Below are 17,497 nucleotides of genomic sequence, written 5' to 3' on the forward strand. Positions count from 1 at the left end.
CGCTTTCAACGCAAGGAAATTCAACGCAAAGAAATGGTTAGAGCGTCACCGCGAGCGAGGTGCCCTGATGAATGGCGCGCTTGGCGTCCAGCTCCGCAGCCTCGGCCGCACCGCCGATTACGTGCACGGTGTGACCAGCGGCCTGCAATTGATCAGCCAGTTCGCGCAGCGGTTCCTGTCCCGCGCAGATCACGACGTGGTCGACGGCAAGCGTATGGGGTTCGCCGTCGATACTCACATGCAGTCCAGCGTCGTCGATGCGCTGATAATCCACTGCCGACACCATCCGTACGCCGCGCGCCTTCAGCGCCGTACGGTGAATCCAGCCAGTGGTCTTGCCAAGCCGGTCGCCCACCTTCGACTGCTTGCGTTGCAGCAGATGCACACGTCGCACAGGCGGCGTCAGGTGTGGTTCACGTAGCGCGCCACGCTCGGCGTAGGTGGTGTCCACGCCCCATTCGGCAAAAAACTTCTCGGGATTGAGACTGGCGCTTTCGCCGTCGTGCAGCAAAAACTCGGCGACGTCGAAGCCAATTCCGCCCGCGCCGACAATCGCCACGTTGCGTCCCACGGCGTTGCCGTCGCGCAGCACTTCGAGATAGCCCAACACTTTGGTGTGATCCGCGCCCTCGATCTGCGGCGCACGTGGCACGACGCCGGTTGCGATCACCACCTCATCGAACGCGCCTTCTGCGAGGCTTTCTGCCGTTGCACGCGTGTTGAGCCGCAGTTCGACACCGGCGAGTTCAAGCTGGCGACGGAAGTAGCGCAACGTCTCGTTGAACTCTTCCTTGCCCGGCACTTTCCTGGCAATGTTGAATTGCCCGCCAATTTCTGCGGACGATTCGAACAAGGTCACCGTATGGCCGCGCTGGGCCGCCGTTACAGCACAGGCGAGACCCGCAGGCCCCGCGCCCACGACGGCCACACGCTTTGCTTGCTGCGCAGGCTCGATCACGATTTCGGTTTCGTGACACGCGCGTGGATTGACGAGACACGACGTGACCTTGCCGGCGAACGTATGGTCCAGACACGCCTGATTGCAACCAATGCAGGTGTTGATTTCATCGCTGCGGCCTTCGCGGGCTTTGCGCACGAACGCGGCATCGGCGAGGAACGGCCGCGCCATCGACACCATGTCGCACGCTCCCTCCGCCAGCAGTCGTTCTGCCAGATCAGGCGTGTTGATGCGATTGGTGGCCACCAGTGGAACCGTCACTTTGCCCATCAACTGTTGCGTGACCCAGGCGTACGCGCCGCGCGGCACCTTCGTGGCGATGGTAGGAATGCGCGCCTCGTGCCAGCCGATTCCCGTATTGATGATGGTTGCGCCCGCCTGTTCGATGCGCTGGGCGAGCTGGATGACTTCGTCGAGCGTCGAGCCGCCTTCCACCAGGTCGAGCATGGAAAGGCGATAGATGATGATGAAGTTGCGGCCCACGCGTTCGCGCACGCGGCGCACGATTTCCACAGGAAAGCGGATGCGGTTCTCGTAACTGCCGCCCCAGCGATCGCTGCGCTGGTTGGTGCGCAAGGCGATGAACTCGTTGATGAGGTAGCCTTCCGAGCCCATGATTTCCACGCCGTCGTAGCCCGCATGCTGCGCGAGCGCGGCGCAGCGGACGTAGTCGTCGATGGTCTGCTCGACTTCTTCGTCTGTCAGTTCGTGCGGCACGAACGGGTTGATGGGCGCCTGCAACGCGCTGGGTGCAACCAGCTTCGGCTGATACGAGTAGCGCCCGAAATGCAGGATCTGCATGGCGATCTTGCCGCCTTCGGCATGCACCGCTCGCGTGACCAGCCGGTGCGGCTCGGCCTCGGCTTCCGTGGTCAGCATCGCGCCGCCGTGCATCGGACGCGCGCGCTCGTTCGGCGCAATGCCGCCCGTCACGATCAAGCCGACCTCGCCACGCGCCCGCTCGGCGTAGAAGGCGGCCATGCGCTCGAAGCCGTTTGGCAATTCTTCCAGGCCAACGTGCATGGAGCCCATCAGGACCCGGTTGCGCAGCGTGGTGAAACCCAGATCGAGGGGGCGCAGCAGATTGGGGTAGTGTTCCATGATGTTTATGAAACTAGTTGCATAGACGGAGCGCTCATCATGCAACTAGTTTCATAAACGGGCAAGGGGTTGTATGCTTTTAGAGGAAATCCTTTATCGCGCGCTCAATCTTTTCGTTCCTGTCACATGTCGCTGCCCCACGCCTTGCTTACTGCCCTCGTCGAGCGGTCCGGTTCTGGATCCGAACTCGCCACCCGCTTCGACAAGTCGATTGGCTACTTCTGGAGTGCCTCGCATCAGCAGATTTATCGTGAGTTAGGGCATCTGGAGGAGGCCGGGTGGATCGAGTCGTTGCCCGAAGAGGCTACGCGGGGCCGAAAGCGTGCTTACCGGATTCTGCCGGCGGGGCGCGCCGAGCTGAAGCGCTGGGTCGCGCAGGAAGATGAGCCGTCGCCGCTGCGCCACGAATTCATGATTCGCTTGCGCGCGGAGGCGGTGGTCGGGCCCACGGGGCTGGCGCAGGAGATTCGCCGTCGCATTGCACTGCATGCGGACAAGCTCGCGCAATATCGCGAGATCGAAGCGCGCGATTTCCCGGAAGAGCCACAGGACCGCGAAACAGCCCTGCAACGCGTGGTGCTGCGCGCGGGCATCGGCTACGAGGAGGGCTGGCTGGCAACGCTGAATGCCGCACTGGCCGCGTTGCAGAAACCGGGCCGCCGTGCCGGATCGGCGTCCCGTCGCCGGGTGAGCCGATCAGGCGAGGCGTGAGCGTTACAGGGCCGACAGCATTTCAGGGGTCAGCGCCACGGAGGCGCCGGTCCGCGCCGAGCGGGTGGCGGCCTCGGCGCAGGCGAGCGCCGCGATGCCGTCCGCCAGGGTAACGGGCATGTTCGAGCCTGTCTGCACCGCATGGACGAAGGCAGCCCACTCGGCTTCGTAGGCTCGCATGTAACGCTCCAGGAAAAAGTACACGGGCTTGGCGGATTGGGTGCCTGCCGTCGTGATTTTTTCGACCGTGTTTTCCAGTTCGTTCTTCGCCGCGAGCAGGCCTTGCGATCCGAGTAGTTCGACGCGCTGATCGTAGCCATAGCCTGCACGGCGCGAATTCTTGATGACGGCGATGCGGCCATCGGCCCAGGTGAGCGTCACGACGGCCGTGTCGACGTCACCGGCCGCGCCGATGTCAGGGTCGACGAGCGACGAAGCCGCCGCGCTCACGTGCGAGGGCGCGCTGCCCATGATCCAGCAGGCCACGTCGAAGTCGTGAATCATCATGTCGCGGAACAGGCCGCCCGACACCTTGATATAGCCAAGGGGCGGGGGCGCGGGATCGAAGGACGTAATGGCCAGCAGTTCCGCCTTGCCGATTTCCCCGTTGTCGAAGGACGCTTTGAGCGCGGCGAAATTGGGATCGAACCGGCGATTGAAGCCGATCATGACCGGTTTGCCCGCTCTTGCCACCTTCGCCTGACATTGCAATGCGCGCTCCAGCGCCAGATCCACCGGCTTCTCACACAACACCGCTTTGCCCGCTGCCGTAGCCCGTTCGATGAGGTCCGAATGCGTGTCCGTGGAGGTGGCGATCAGCACGGCGCTAATGGCCGGATCGGCAAGGATATCGTCAACGGAACGCACCTGGGCGTCGTAGCGGGCGGCGAGTGTACGAGCCGCGTCCGTGGCAACATCGGCCACGGCCACGAGTTTGCAATCGGCGTTGGCGGCGATGGAGCGGGCGTGGACCTGACCGATCCGGCCGGCCCCTAGAAGGGCAATGTTGAGCATGGTGTGGGATCTTCCATTCAAAGTTGAAACGCACGTTCAGATCGAGTTTGTTGCTTGCGAATAACTAATACGGACTGCGACATAAATAAAAAAGAACCTGGCCTTCAAAGGGAACCGCGCTGCACTAAACGCTGAACGCTTCCCTGAAACGATGCAGCGCAAGCTCGTCGTCGCCGCTGGCCCACGCCTCCATAGCGATCATGCCGCGATATCCAGCCTGCGCCAGCGCTCTGGAGATGGCCGGATAATTGATCTCGCCCGTGCCCGGTTCATAGCGTCCCGGAACATCCGCAACCTGCACTTCGCCAATGAAGGGCAAGGCGTTGCGGACCAGTTCGATCAGATTGCCCTCGCCAATCTGCGCGTGATACAGATCCAGATTAAGGCGCAGATTCGGGCTGTCGACCGTCTTGACCAGCGCCAGCGTGTCGGCTGCTCTGGCGAACGGGACGCCCGCGTGGTCCACTTCCGTATTGAGGTTCTCGAGGCAGAACACCACATCCGCACGGCGCCCGAGATCGGCGATCTGCTTGAGCGTGCGCTGTGCCGCGAGCCACATTTCGCCGGTGACGACAGGCGTCGGCTTGACCGGCATACCCTTGCCGTCGAGGCCCGTGCCATGCAGATTCAGACGCGGGCAGTGCAGACGTTTGGCAACTTCGATGGATTGTTCCGCCGTCTCTATGAGGCGCCGGGCGCCGTCTGCCGTGATCAGATCGCCTTCGATATATCCCGTCATCGAAGAAAACGCTGCGCCCGTGCTTTGCAGTGCGGCGATATCGTGTTGGGTCCAGTCCCATATCTCCACGTGGAAGCCGAGTTCGCTGATTTTCTTCACGCGCTCGACAAAAGGAAGATGGCGGAAAACCATTTCTGCACACACGGCTAGCTGAAACATAATGAGCCTCTGTAAGGATGTCGTGAATCGGGTCGCTTCGCTCAGCTCAGCGTAAAAAGATTCGGATGGCGAAGTAAAATCTAGCGATATTGTCCAGCGTATTTTTCGACCAGCGCGACGTTATCGCGCGTCACGAAGCCCGGCCCCGTGTCCACGCCACCGGCACCGAAGCGCGGGGCCAGTCCATATGTCTTGATGCGCTGCTGAAACTGTGGATTGCCTTGCAGCGCTGCGATGGCTTTGTGAATGTCGAGCGATTTGTCGCGCTTCATGAGCGCCAGCAGCGCGACCGGAATGTATCCCTGCAAATAGGGTTGCTGATCGATCGCGAACTTGACCGAGCCCGCCTCGATACCTTGATCTATTTCAGGCGTGAGATCGAAGGTGGCGAAGAAAATCTTCCCCGTCAGACCGAGCTTGGCGACCGCCCGCAGCGCGGGGACCGCCGAGGTGGGGCCCAACGCCAGCACTGCCTGGGTATCCGGGTGTGCGTGCAATGCGGCAAACACCTTGTTTTCGACCTGGATCGGGTCGTTGCCGGAATCGAGAGTCGATTTCTTGAAGTCCACGCCGATAGCCTCGGCAAAACCACGGCAACGGTCGAAGGAGGAGGGGTTGGTGACGTTGTTGTTCACGCACAGGAAGCTCTTGACGCCGGCCGCCTTGGCGCGCTCGCCGGCTTCTTTGCCCGCAGTGTATTCGGGTTGGCCCACATGGAGCAGGGCGCCCAGTTCCTTGCTCTGCTCCGCCGTGCCGGAGTTATAGGTGATGACGGGAATACCCTTGGCCACGATGGTCTTGACGGGGGCACGCACGATATCGAGGTCGGCAATGGTCGTTGCCACGCCGTCATAGTTGCGGGCCGCCGCCTGTTGCAGCAGATGCACCATGTCGGCCAGATCGCCATTGGGCGGATTGCGATAATCCACTGCAACGTTGAAGTCTTTCTGGGCGTCGGCGATGCCATTCTTCACGACGTTCCAGAACGGGTCCGCGTCCGGCGCGTGGGACACGACGACAAACCTGTCGCTCTGCGCGACGGCGCTCACGCTGAAAGCCAACGCCGCCATGACGGCGACGAGGCGAGTCACTCCTTTCATGTCTGTCTCCTTCCGTTTTATAGCCGGACGCTTCGCAAACGAGTCCGTGGATGCATCCTATGGCAACGCTTCGGGAGCGCTCTCCAGAGAAATGTCCATTCTGGTTATTAACATTGTTATCATGGGGTTAGATTAAAAATACGAACCGGAAAAGGACTCGTCATGCACACACAAGACCGGCTTGCGGCGCTCGCCGTGCTCGACAAGGTAGCCGGCATCCTGCGTGACGAACTGGGTGAGGACGCGCAGGCGGTCTGGCCGGTGCTGGGCGCGCTGTTGCAGAACCATCTGCGCGACCGGCCCATGACCATCACGGCGCTTGCCGATCTTTCCGGACTGCCGCGCACAAGTGCACGGCGCGTCGTGTTTGCCATGAAAGCCAAAGGCTGGCTGCAATTCCGCGCGGGCCTGGGTTCGGGTAATCGCGACGTGGTGTTGCCAACTGCTTCGTTGCTCGACCGGCTCGACAGCATCACGGAACAGACGGTGAAGATGATCGTGGGCGCCAGTCACGAGGGTGCCGTTGACCGCTTCGACGCCAGGAGTCTGACGCGCGATGCGGGTATTCCGTGGCCACGTCCCGCGGCGGAGGGCTTCAACGAAGCCGTGGAGTTGACGCTGGTCGCCTACGAAGACCCGGTGTTCGACATACTCAAACGCAACCGCACGGACGTCGAACGCTTCGTCGGGCATCGCGTGCGTATCATGACATTTCCTCAGGATACCTATCGTTCGGCGCTCAACAAGGTGCTCACGGAGACATCGAGAGTGGAAGCGGCCGCGCCGCTGCTGGTGGCGATTCCATTTCCGTGGCTCGCGGAACAATGCGACGACGGTCATCTGCTCGAGCTGCAAACCTTGCAGGCCGAGAGCAGCTTCTCGGGCGCGGACTTCTACGATGCCGTGTGGCAGGCGGGCTGGTTCGACAAGCAGTTATATGCCATTCCTTTGCAGCCCGCGGTCGATTTTCTCTGGTACAGGCAGGATCTGTTCGAAGCGGAAGGGCTTGAGCCGCCCCGCAGCTTCGACGACGTGCTTCGCTGTGCCACGCTGCTGCGACGCCGCAGTCAGGATCGCGCCGGCATTACGTGGAGCGCGGCGCCGGGCTTGCCGCTGGCCGAAACATTCCTGCAGATTCTGGGCGCGCAGGGTGGCCAGACGTTCGACGGCGGCGTGCTACAGGTGGATACCGAAATCGGCAGAGAGGTCATCGACTACCTGCGCGCGCTGGTCCCGTTGTCGCCCGCGCAGCTACGCAGTGTGGGCTGGTCGCGCAACGCGCAGATCTTCGGTTCAGGAAAGGCCGCGATGTGCTACCACTGGTCGAATCGCTACGGCATGCTGGACAGTCACACGTTATGGCAAAAGGGCGGGCGCGTGGGCCTGCAACTGCACCCGACCTTTGCGCCGGGCGTCACGCCGGTGTCGCCCCTCGGTGGCGCGTTGCTGGCGATTCCGGCGCGCAATGACGAAGCCGCTGCTCGCCGCGCATGGCGGGCAATCGAGACATTTGCGTCGCCCGAGCTGATGAAGTATTTCGTTCTGCACGGTGCGGCGGGTAGTTCACGGCATTCCGTCGCCGAGGATTACTACGTGTTGCAGCGCAATCGCGTGATTGAAGTGATCGACCAGCTGGCCAAGACACGCCAGATCAAAACCGTCCCGTCGCCGGCGATTCCCGCGTATCACGATCTCGTGCAGGTGCTGAGCGATCATCTCGAAGTACTGCTGTTCGACACAACGCAGGACGTTCGCAAGGGGCTGGGGAAACTGCAACGCGCGTTGTCACTGGCAGGGCGGCGACGCAAGTAATCCCGCGCCGCCAGATCACGCGCTAGAACGTTAAAACCTGGTAGTGCGTAACGCAGACTCACTGCTCCGGCGCGTGGTCCGACGCGATGTGCGAGCCGGCCTGCACTGGCGGCATGATGGAAATCGGATCGGCCTTGCCCACTTCCGCGAGCAGCTCCACATCACGCGCAATCACCTTGGGCATATGGGTGCGCAGGAATTCGACCCACGTGCGCGTTTTGGCGTCGACGAACTTGCGCGACGGGTAGAGCGCGTAGATGGTCATTTTTTGCAGCGTATGCTCGGGCAGCACGCGCACGAGGGAACCATCGCGCAGTCCGTCTATGGCAGCGTAGAGCGGCAGAATGCCGATGCCCATGCCTTCGCGGATCGCCACCGCCAGCGACTCCGCGATATTCACCTGCACGGGCCCGTTGACTTCCATCGTCTCGCTACCCTCGGGTCCTTCCAGCAGCCAGTCGTGGGGCGGAAACGCGGGCGTTTGCAGAATCAGGCAGTCGTGCTGCCGCAGATCAGCGGGTTGCTGCGGCGCGCCGTGACTGCGCACGTAGGCCGGGGAGGCGCACAGAATGCTGAACGTAGTGCCGAGCGGCAGCGAAACGAGATCCGAATTCGGCAGAGTGGCGGCAGTGACCACCGCGACGTCGCCGCTTCCCTCGAACAGGTCCGGCATGCGCTGCGAAAGCGTCAACTCCACCGTCACTTCAGGGTACAGCGCGCGATAGCGCGAAATGGCCGGCAACACATAGTGCTGCCCAATGCTGGCAAAGCTGTGCATGCGCAATGCACCGGCCGGCCGTTCCTGCGCGCAACTGGCTTCCTCCTCGGCCGTATCCACGTCAGCCAGTATTTGCTGGCAGCGCTTCAGATAGCGTTCGCCGGCCGTGGTCAGCGCGAGCCTTCGCGTCGAGCGGTTCATCAAACGGGTGCGCAGATGCGCTTCGAGTTCGGAAACCGCGCGCGACATTGCGCCAGTGGTCGAATTCAGTGACTGCGCCGCAGCGGTGAAACTGCCCGCTTCTACGACGCGTACGAAGACGCGCATGTTTTGTAACGTATCCATCAGACCTTCTTTTCGACTCGACTAAGGCGAGATCGCTGCGAGAGAGAACCCGTATTGTCCACCTGCTGGGCCATGCATTGTTGTCGAAGCTGGAAGGGTGGTTTCCGGCGGGGGCCATTAATACGCGCATCCGGCGCTTCTACAATCGGCGTGTCGTCGGTCGGCAGCCGTTTTGCCGGGATTTTATCGGGTAATCGGTGCCGGTGCCGGTGCGGGTGCGGGGTGTGGATGGCCCGGTCAGCAATAAGGCAAAGACGACGGCAGGATCGGCCGGCAGCACACGCCAGAAGCGTGCACCGGCATCGAAGCAGGATCATGGAGAGACTCGAGCATGTACGAAGACCGGATTCGATGTGCCGCCCTGCGCGGCAAGGTGACCTCTGCCGCCGACGCGGCGCTGCTGATTCACGATGGCATGCGCGTGGGCGCGAGCGGCTTTACCCGCGCGGGCGATGCCAAGGCCGTACCTGTCGCGCTGGCGGAACGCGCCAGACAGGAAGGCAAGCCGCTACGCATTACGCTGATGACCGGCGCGTCGCTCGGTCATGACGTGGACCGCACCCTGACCGAGGCCGGCGTGCTGGCGCGGCGCCTGCCGTTTCAGGTCGACAGGACGCTGCGTGAGGCGATCAATCGCGGCGAAGTCATGTTCGTCGACCAGCACCTCTCCGAGACCGTCGAGATGCTGCGCGCCAATCAACTCGGCAAGCTCGACGTGGCGATCATCGAAGCCGTGGCGATTACCGAAACCGGCGGCATCGTGCCGACCACTTCGGTAGGCAACTCGGCCAGCTTTGCGATTCTGGCCGACAAGGTCATCGTCGAGATCAATCTCGCGCAGCCGCTCGCACTGGAAGGCCTGCACGACATCTGGATTCCGGGCCACCGTCCGCATCGTGAACCGCTGCCCATCGTCTCGCCGCGCGATCGCGTCGGCGTGCCGGTCATCCCCATTGCGCCCGAGAAAATCGCCGCTATCGTGATCACCGACAAGCCCGATAGCGCCTCGACGGTTCTGCCGGCGGACGTGGAAACCGCGCAGATCGCGGGACACCTGATCGAGTTTCTGCAACACGAAGTCTCGCGGGGACGCATGCCCGCTCGCTTGCCACCGTTGCAGGCGGGGATTGGCACGATCGCCAACGCGGTGCTGGCCGGTTTCGTCGAATCGCCGTTCGAGCCGTTCCAGATTTACTCAGAAGTCCTTCAGGATTCCACCTTCGATCTGCTGGACGCGGGCAAGGTCACGTTCGCCTCGGGCGCGTCCATCACGCTCTCGGCGGCACGCCATGCACAGGTATTTGCCGAACTGGAGCGCTATCGCGATCGCCTGGTGTTGCGTCCGCAGGAGGTGAGCAATCATCCTGAAGTGATTCGGCGGTTGGGACTGATTGCTTTGAACACCGCGCTCGAACTGGATATCTACGGCAACGTCAATTCGACCCACGTGGGCGGCACGCACATGATGAACGGCATTGGCGGCTCAGGCGATTTTGCGCGTAATGCATCGTGCGCGATCTTCGCGACGAAGTCGGTGGCGAAGGGCGGGCGGATTTCAAGCATCGTGCCCATGGTCCCGCATTGCGATCACAATGAGCACGACGTAGACGTGGTCGTCACCGAACAGGGCCTCGCTGATCTGCGCGGTCTCGCGCCGCGTGAGCGCGCCTCGTTGATCATCGAAAAGTGCGTCCATCCTTTGTATCGCGACATGCTGCGCGATTATTATCGTGACGCGCTGCGACGCGGCGGTCACACGCCGCATTGTCTGGAGCGCGCGTTTGCGTGGCATTCACGCCTCGACGCAACGGGCTCGATGCTGGAGCAGGTTTCTCAACCAGCGGAATGCCTCACCTGATAATCGGCCAGGAGTTTCACGTTCGCGCTAGTGTCCATTGAAACCGCCACGTAAGACGTAAAATCCAGCCATTGATGCGGACGGCACGGTTGCAAAAGCCCCGGTGCGCGATCACCGGGGTTTGATCAATATCCCGACTCGCCACGCGTCCCGTCCGTGCTATTACTGGAGACGTACATGGCGCAGAACATCTACGACGACCCTGATTTTTTCTCAGGCTACAGCCAGTTACCCAGGCAGGTGCAGGGACTCGAGGGCGCGCCTGAATGGCCCGCAATCCGCGCCATGCTGCCCGAATTGAGCGGCAAGCGGGTCGTCGATCTAGGTTGCGGTTTCGGCTGGGCCGCGCGTTGGGTGCGCGGGCAGGGCGCAGCGTCGGTGCTTGGCCTCGACCTCTCGCAGAAGATGATCGAGCGCGCCAGGGCCGACACCGTGGACTCCGCCATCGAGTATCGCATCGCCGATCTCGATACGCTGGCGTTGCCCGAAGCCGCATTCGATCTCGCGTACAGCGCGCTGACGTTTCACTACGTGCAGGATTTCGCGCGCCTCGTGCGTGTGATCCGAAAGGCACTCGTTCCAACGGGGCATTTCGTCTTCACGATCGAGCATCCTATCTTCATGGCAGCAGCGCACCCGCACTGGATCAGCGATGAAGATGGCCGCAAGACCTGGCCAGTGAATGGCTATGCCATAGAAGGCGAACGGCGGACGAACTGGTTTGCCGAGGGCGTGCTGAAGTATCACAGGCGGCTCGGCACCACACTCAATGCGTTGATTGACGCGGGCTTTCAGATTGGCCGAGTCGAGGAATTCGCGCCGACGCCTGAGCAGATTACGCAGACGCCGCAGCTCTCGGAAGAACTGGAGCGACCCATGATGTTGCTGGTTTCTGCATTCGTGCCCGCGTCTGCGCCCACATAGTGGCGTACGTGGATGCGTTCTACCCTTCCAGAAAAAATCGCTCCACTACAAGATTTTCATTGACGGAGCGTCGAGCCGGTCATATTGCGTTGGCCTTCAGCGATTGCGATTTGTTCAGTTGAACTCTGCATATTGCCTGAGCCAGCGCGCACACGCCGCTTTCCTCCCGCATCACGACGCGCGGTACGGTGCTTGCTGGACCAGATTACAAGCACGCGGCACGGTGCTTGCTGCAATGGATATCAAGCAGGCGGGCATCGTCTGCGTCAATATTACCGTCCAGTAAAAACAGGAGGAACGGATCATGAAAAAGGCAACCAGTGCATTGATCGCGGCCGTGGCCGCACTTACTTTGTCGAGCGGCGCGTTTGCGCAGTCAGCAGGCGGTTCGAGCGGCGGCGGTACGGGCGGCAGCACCGCCAGCCCGTCGAACCAGAACGGCGCGACTAGCGGCTACGGTACGCCTGGCTCGACCAATACGGACAGCGGGATGCGTGCTGCGCCTAATTCGGGCCTGCCGAATAGCAACGCCAACCCCACGATTACCCCTGCTCCGAAGACCAACAATACGCTAGCGACGCCGAGCACGGTCTCGCCGGCTGGTGGGCAATAACGGCAGTTGAGTTTGCCGCCAGTTAGTGATGTGTTGTAGGTAGCAGGAAGGCCGCTGTTCTCACGGACAGCGGCCTGTTATTTGTTCCAGTTATTGTTTAGGGTGACTAAGGAATCATCAACCCATGTCATTCCTGCTGCGTGCCCAAACTCGATGACCGCCCGGAGGTGTGGTTGAGCCTCGCGTCTTCCCGTCTCACTGCGTCAAAAATTCTCAGCCAACGCTCGGCAACCCATGCGGCAGCCCTTTCCGCAGACATTTAGATAATCATCCCAAGCGATGCAACGCCCCGCCGCTGCAACAGCGCGTCTGCTGTAGAAACGGAATTTCCGCGATAGTTCGGCCATTTCCGCTAGCGGCACACACTTTCTGGTCGAAAAAAAAGCCGACCGGTTAGGGTCGGCTGAAAAGATTCTGGCTATTCCGAGGGCCTCGCCAGAACCTGAGAGGGCCACATTATGCCCCACTGCGCCGCAAATTGGCGCAACAAGAATTTAAGGACTCCGCGTAATCGGGTTGTAAACATGCGCTGTAAGCAAGCTGGAAGTCTCGCGGCGACGAGACCCGCTGCAACCAGCACAATTACGATAACGGCCATTTATTAGCGGCGGATTAAGGCGCGGATCGGACTCGCGGAAAGGGGCACGTTAAGTGAATTGCAAGCAACCGGTCCCAACCGCTCAGACGCGCGCAGTCAACGCAAGCTAGTCAGGCGGCAACGCATCCCGGCGCGCAGGCCTCGTTGCGCCTCATGTGATTTAGCCGCATTAGCGCGACAACGGCGTGACGCTCGCCCAGTCAGGAAGCGCATCGAGGTCCGGGCGCATGGTCACGCTTTCCTGTTCGTTAGGATCGGTGCGTGCAATCACGGCGACGCAGGGTTCGTCCGCGCTCGGGTTGTACGGAACATGCGGTACGCCTGCGGGAATGTAGAAAAAATCTCCGGCCCGCACCACCGCATGATGTTCCAGCCTGTCACCGTACCAGCACCCCGAAACGCCGCTCAGTTGATAGATGGCGGTTTCGTGCTGCGCATGCAGGTGCGCTTTGGCGCGGGCACCGGGCGGAATGGTGGCGAGTTGCAGGTGCACGAACTTCGATCCGACACTTTCCGCGGAGATACCCACGGCGTAGGTCAACCCCTGCTTGCCTTCGAATTCTGAACCGGGCTGTACAACCCGGCAGGTGGCGGGGCCAGATTCGACTGCGTTGCTGTTCATCGCTTCTCCGGACATGGGCGTGCCGACCTCGTCGGCGAAATGGCGAGCATCAATGACTCTCCACGTTACCGCTAGCGGGCAGAATACACCCGCTAACAGTTGTTCCCACGCCGTATGAGACGCGACTGAAAGTTACACCGTGACGACGATCTTCCCGAACTGGTTGTTGGTTTCCAGGTAGCGGTGCGCCTCGACCATGTCGTCGAAGCGGAACGTCGAGTCGATCACCGGTTTGAGCGCGCCGGAGGCGAGGCCGGCCGTAATGAACTGAACGGCTGCCTTTGAATCCTTCGATAACGGGCTCGTGAACCGCCTGCGGGTTCGGTCACAGGCAATATAGCCATGCCGTAACGATCGGGGAACGCGCGTACTCGCATGAGCGTCATTCCGAAGCGGGATAAGTGTGCCGCGCGGTTGCACGACACGCCTGCATGCCTCGGCTCTTTAATAAACATGCTGACAAGGAAAACTAAACGATTTTCTAAAGCGCACGACGCGCGGTCTGTCTTTTTGCATCCGCTATACGATGCTGCACGTCGGCAATCGTCCGCGAGCAACTGCGTGGTGAATTCCGGCGCAAACATCATGCTGGCGGTGCACCTCGCGAATGAATGCAGGCAGGCCGCCCCGGTTTTGCTCACGGAGAGAAACATGGCAACGCGTAGAACTTTCGTCGCTGGCGCGGCCGGCCTGGCCGCTTCGTGGGCACTTGGCCCGTGGGCCCGTGCCCAGGCGCCGGCGAAGAAGACGCTGCGCTTCGGTGTCGGACCGCTGTTGCCCACGGCGGATGACACGAAAAAGAGCTTCGCGCCGTTCTTCGCGTGGCTGGCAAACCAGCTTGGCGTCGACTACGAGCTATCTGCAACCACCGACTGGGCCGGCATGGCGGTCGCGATGGGTTCCGGCCAGCTCGACCTTGCGTGGATGGGACCGTGGGGCTATGTGATCGCCAACAATGCAACGGACTGCCAGGCATTGGCCACCGTCAAGTACGACGACAAACCGTTCTATCACGGCATCATCGTTAGTCAGCCTGGCATCGAGGTCGCGCGTTTCCCGGACGACACCCGCAACATGTCGATTTCCTTCGCGGATGTCGGCTCCACCTCGGGCTGGCTGATTCCGACCTGGTATGCGAAGGAAGTCTGGAAGATCGATCCGAAGACGTTCTGGAAATACACAGATGGCGCCACGCATGCCGCGAACGAGGTTGCAGTGCAGTCTGGGCAGGTCAACCTGGCCACGGACTTCGATCGCAACCGTAACGCGATGATCGCCAATGGCGTCATCAAGCCGGACGGCACGAAGATCATCTGGACCTCCGATCCGCTACCGAACGACGCGATCGTGGTGCCACGCGGAACCTCGCCGGAGCTGGTCACACACGTCCAGCAGATTCTCACCACGCTCACGCCGCAACAGGCGGCCACCATGCTGCCACCGCGCTACACAGGCTTTGTTTCAGCCACGCATGCGTCGTATACGACGATCGAACAGGCAGGCATTGCGGTTGGCAAGATTCACGCAAAGACCTGATATGGGTCCACCGGACTCGTCCGCGCGTACGGCAACGGCGACGCCCGCTGTGCTTGCAACGCTTGCGGCGCTCGAAGCGAAGCAGAAGCAGTTCGGCTGGCGACGCATGGGCTTTTGCGCGACGCTGACCGCCGTCACAGTGTTCTACGCAATCTGCTTCAGCCTGGCGCACGTCGATCCGGCGCGTCTCCTCACAGGTTTGCCGAAGATTGCGGGATGGCTCGCGCAGGCGTGGCCGCCGCGTGTCGACGAACTGCCGCTGATTCTTCAGCGCACAGCCGAGACGATCGCGATGGCGACAGTCGGCACGACCGCCGCCGCTCTGCTTGCGCTGCCGGCCGCGCTTTTCGCAAGCCGCAACCTGACGCCGCTACCCGCGCTGTACCTTCCCACGCGGTGGTTTCTGAACATGCTGCGCGGCATCGACTCGTTCGTATTCGCCTTGCTGTTCGTCGCGGCGGTGGGCCTCGGGCCGTTCGCCGGCGTGCTTGGCATTGCCTTCCATACGTGGGGTAGCGCGGCCAAACTATTCGCGGATCATCTGGAGAACACCGACCTGGCCGCCTACGACGCCGTGCGCACGACAGGCGCGGGTCGCTTCACGAGCATCGCTTACGCGGTACTGCCGGATGTGCTGCCGGTGTTCGCGTCGACGGCACTGTTCTGGCTGGAGTTCAACGTGCGTGCGTCGACGGTGCTGGGTGTCGTCGGCGCGGGCGGGATTGGCCAGGAACTAAAAAACAGCATGGACCTGCTCGACTTCAGCCGCTTGTTCACCATCATCGCGGTCATCCTGATGGTGGTGACGGCGCTCGATCAGATATCCGGCTGGCTGCGTCTCAAACTGGCGTGAGTGTGCCGCGCCTATGGACGTCTACGCGAAACGGGCCTCTTGCACGCAGCCACCGCGCACCGCTTCGTTACGCGTGAGCGATGTGCGAAAGCACCTCGATGGCGTAGACGTGCTGCGCAATGTGAGTCTCACCATCGAGGCGGGCCAGTTCGTTGCGCTGCTCGGCGCGAGTGGGGCAGGCAAGACCACGCTGCTGCGTTGTGTGGCCGGGCTCGACTCCATCAATGGCGGCGAGATTGCCGTAGCTGGCGCAGTGCTCAGCGCGTTGCGTCATCGTGCACGCCGGCAGGTCGCGGTGATATTCCAGCGTTTCAATCTGGTGCAGCGGTTGAGCGCGCTGGACAATGTCCTCGCGGGACGGCTGGGCCATGTGAGCGCGTGGCGCGGCATCACACGCCGCTTCGAGCGTGCAGACCGCCTGCTGGCGCTGGAATGTCTCGAACGTGTGGGCCTGCTCGACTACGCGATGCGGCGTGTCGATACGTTATCAGGTGGTCAGCAGCAGCGCGTGGCGATTGCCCGCGCGCTGGCGCAGCAGCCCGATCTGATCGTCGCGGATGAGCCGGTTGCGAGTCTCGATCCGCACAGCAGCGCAGAAGTGCTCTCGCTGCTGCGTGGTTGTTGCCGCGAGCAGAACGTGGCGGTGCTGTGCAGCCTGCATCAGGTGAGTTGGGCGCGTGAATTCGCGGACCGGATTGTCGGGCTCGCAGAGGGCGCGATTGCGCTTGATGTGCCGGTTAGTGCTTTTGACGATACGCACGCGCAGCGCGTCTATGCGCGTGCTCGTGAAGTGCCGCCCGACTCCACGAAGCAGGCGTAATGGCCTCAACCGCCTGCCAGATCAGCCGTGGTCCATCCTCCGCCGAGCGCGCGAATGAGGTCGACATTCGCATCCAGTTGCTGCGTTCGCAACTGGATGACGCTGCGCTCCGATTCGAGCGCGGCGGATTGCGACTCGACCACGTCGAGATAGCTGACCGCGCCGCGTCGATAGAGAGCCAGCGAAAGATTCACCGAGGTGTCCGCGGCGGTCGCGGCCGCCTGCTGCTGATCTGTCGCGGTGCCCAGATCGCCTAGCAACGTGAGATCGTCTTCGACCTGCCGGAACGAGGCAAGCACGACGCTTCGATAGCGCGCGCCGGCTTCGGCGGTGGCCGCCTTGGCGGATTCCACCTGGGCCTTGCGACGACCGCCGTCGAACAGATACACCGCCAAGGTGGGCCCGATTGCCCAGAACGAACCAGGCGCGCTCAGCAAATCCGCGTACACCGAACTTTGCAGACCGCCTTGTGCGCTGAGCGTCAGGGTGGGGAAGTACGCCGCGCGGGCAATGCCGATGCGCGCGTTGGCTTCCGCCGTGCGCCGCTCGGCGGCGGCGACATCGGGACGCCGTTGCAGCAACCCGGAAGGTACGCCAACCGGGATGGCGGGCATCTGGATCGGACGCGTGGTCGGCTCGATATGAAAGTCCGACGGCGTCGCGCCGACCAGCACCGCCACCGCATGCTCCAGTAGCGCGCGTTTGGCGCGAACCTGGGTGAGCTCCGATTCGGCCGCCGACAGCTGATTGGTCGCGCGTGCCACATCGAGCCCCGAGACGACCCCACCGCCGTGCCGTCTGCGCGTCAGGTCGAGCGCCTTCTGATAGTCCTCGTCCGTCCCTTCGATCAACTGGATCTGCTGGTCGAAGCCGCGCAGATCGATGTAACTGCGCGCCAGTTCGATTTCGAGGCTCAACTGCGTGGACGCGAGATCGGCGTTGGCAGCGAGGCCTTCGTCCTTGCTGGCGGCCACGGAATCACGCACACGTCCCCACAGCTACGCCGCTCAGGACTG

Annotated in this window: 15 protein-coding genes and 1 pseudogene; 8 read left to right on the top strand and 8 right to left on the bottom strand. The window is 62.1% G+C overall.

The genetic code is table 11. The features are described from left to right. Positions 1 to 37: 37 nt before the first annotated feature. Positions 38 to 2,059: an NADPH-dependent 2,4-dienoyl-CoA reductase gene (locus D0B32_RS05485; protein ID WP_117332631.1), complete on the bottom strand. Its 2,022-nt coding sequence runs from the start codon at positions 2,057 to 2,059 to the stop codon at positions 38 to 40. A gap of 126 nt (positions 2,060 to 2,185) precedes the next feature. Here D0B32_RS05485 and D0B32_RS05490 point away from each other — a divergent pair, with 126 nt between their 5' ends. Next, complete coding sequence (locus D0B32_RS05490; protein WP_117332632.1) at positions 2,186 to 2,770, top strand: PadR family transcriptional regulator; 585 nt, start codon at positions 2,186 to 2,188, stop codon at positions 2,768 to 2,770. 3 nt (positions 2,771 to 2,773) lie between these two features. On the opposite strand, the gene iolG is transcribed toward D0B32_RS05490, so the two are convergent. The 3 genes from iolG to D0B32_RS05505 form a co-directional block, all read right to left on the bottom strand. Then, a complete protein-coding gene (gene iolG / locus D0B32_RS05495; protein WP_117332633.1) occupies positions 2,774 to 3,784 on the bottom strand; it encodes an inositol 2-dehydrogenase in 1,011 nt (336 codons plus the stop codon). Positions 3,785 to 3,908: 124 nt separating this feature from the next. Beyond that, positions 3,909 to 4,622, bottom strand: coding sequence for a TIM barrel protein (locus D0B32_RS05500; protein ID WP_259294885.1), 714 nt, complete (start codon positions 4,620 to 4,622; stop codon positions 3,909 to 3,911). A 140-nt stretch (positions 4,623 to 4,762) separates the two neighbouring features. Continuing rightward, positions 4,763 to 5,782, bottom strand: coding sequence for a sugar ABC transporter substrate-binding protein (locus D0B32_RS05505; RefSeq protein ID WP_181969721.1), 1,020 nt, complete (start codon positions 5,780 to 5,782; stop codon positions 4,763 to 4,765). 162 nt (positions 5,783 to 5,944) lie between these two features. Between D0B32_RS05505 and D0B32_RS05510 the strand changes: the two genes are divergently transcribed. Further along, complete coding sequence (locus D0B32_RS05510) at positions 5,945 to 7,594, top strand: extracellular solute-binding protein (protein WP_117332635.1); 1,650 nt, start codon at positions 5,945 to 5,947, stop codon at positions 7,592 to 7,594. 58 nt (positions 7,595 to 7,652) lie between these two features. Here the strand turns inward: D0B32_RS05510 and D0B32_RS05515 are convergent, their stop codons facing one another. Next, positions 7,653 to 8,657 (bottom strand): LysR family transcriptional regulator, encoded by a 1,005-nt coding sequence (locus D0B32_RS05515; protein WP_117332636.1) that lies wholly within the window; start codon positions 8,655 to 8,657, stop codon positions 7,653 to 7,655. Positions 8,658 to 8,988: 331 nt separating this feature from the next. Here D0B32_RS05515 and D0B32_RS05520 point away from each other — a divergent pair, with 331 nt between their 5' ends. The 3 genes from D0B32_RS05520 (at position 8,989) to D0B32_RS05530 (ending at position 12,052) form a co-directional block, all read left to right on the top strand. Continuing rightward, the gene (locus D0B32_RS05520) at positions 8,989 to 10,515 is read left to right on the top strand and encodes an acetyl-CoA hydrolase/transferase family protein (RefSeq protein WP_117332637.1); all 1,527 of its coding nucleotides are present in this window, start codon (positions 8,989 to 8,991) and stop codon (positions 10,513 to 10,515) included. Positions 10,516 to 10,692: 177 nt separating this feature from the next. Beyond that, a complete protein-coding gene (locus D0B32_RS05525) occupies positions 10,693 to 11,439 on the top strand; it encodes a bifunctional 2-polyprenyl-6-hydroxyphenol methylase/3-demethylubiquinol 3-O-methyltransferase UbiG (RefSeq protein ID WP_117332638.1) in 747 nt (248 codons plus the stop codon). A gap of 304 nt (positions 11,440 to 11,743) precedes the next feature. Continuing rightward, the gene (locus D0B32_RS05530) at positions 11,744 to 12,052 is read left to right on the top strand and encodes a hypothetical protein (RefSeq protein WP_117332639.1); all 309 of its coding nucleotides are present in this window, start codon (positions 11,744 to 11,746) and stop codon (positions 12,050 to 12,052) included. A gap of 767 nt (positions 12,053 to 12,819) precedes the next feature. On the opposite strand, the gene D0B32_RS05535 is transcribed toward D0B32_RS05530, so the two are convergent. Both D0B32_RS05535 and D0B32_RS32765 read right to left on the bottom strand, forming a co-directional pair. Continuing rightward, positions 12,820 to 13,272 (bottom strand): cupin domain-containing protein, encoded by a 453-nt coding sequence (locus D0B32_RS05535; protein WP_117332640.1) that lies wholly within the window; start codon positions 13,270 to 13,272, stop codon positions 12,820 to 12,822. Between the two features lie 132 nt (positions 13,273 to 13,404). Beyond that, a pseudogene (locus D0B32_RS32765) lies at positions 13,405 to 13,698 on the bottom strand (zinc-binding dehydrogenase); the annotation flags it as partial. Positions 13,699 to 13,923: 225 nt separating this feature from the next. On the opposite strand from D0B32_RS32765, the gene D0B32_RS05545 reads away from it, so the two are divergent. From D0B32_RS05545 to phnC, 3 genes are read left to right on the top strand one after another with little or no spacing between them, the layout of a single operon-like run. After that, on the top strand, positions 13,924 to 14,808 hold the full coding sequence (locus D0B32_RS05545; protein WP_117333472.1) for a phosphate/phosphite/phosphonate ABC transporter substrate-binding protein: 885 nt from the start codon (positions 13,924 to 13,926) through the stop codon (positions 14,806 to 14,808). Position 14,809: 1 nt separating this feature from the next. Further along, positions 14,810 to 15,661 carry a phosphonate ABC transporter, permease protein PhnE gene (gene phnE / locus D0B32_RS05550; protein WP_117332641.1) on the top strand — a complete coding sequence of 284 codons (852 nt, stop codon included), beginning with the start codon at positions 14,810 to 14,812 and terminating at the stop codon, positions 15,659 to 15,661. 13 nt (positions 15,662 to 15,674) lie between these two features. Further along, positions 15,675 to 16,481, top strand: a complete 807-nt coding sequence (gene phnC / locus D0B32_RS05555) for a phosphonate ABC transporter ATP-binding protein (RefSeq protein ID WP_117332642.1) — start codon at positions 15,675 to 15,677, stop codon at positions 16,479 to 16,481. Positions 16,482 to 16,486: 5 nt separating this feature from the next. On the opposite strand, the gene D0B32_RS05560 is transcribed toward phnC, so the two are convergent. Further along, a complete protein-coding gene (locus D0B32_RS05560) occupies positions 16,487 to 17,467 on the bottom strand; it encodes an efflux transporter outer membrane subunit (RefSeq protein ID WP_259294886.1) in 981 nt (326 codons plus the stop codon). Positions 17,468 to 17,497: the final 30 nt, after the last annotated feature.

The sequence above is a fragment of the Paraburkholderia sp. DHOC27 genome (genome assembly GCF_003429005.1).
In the GTDB taxonomy this organism is placed as follows: Bacteria; Pseudomonadota; Gammaproteobacteria; order Burkholderiales; family Burkholderiaceae; genus Paraburkholderia.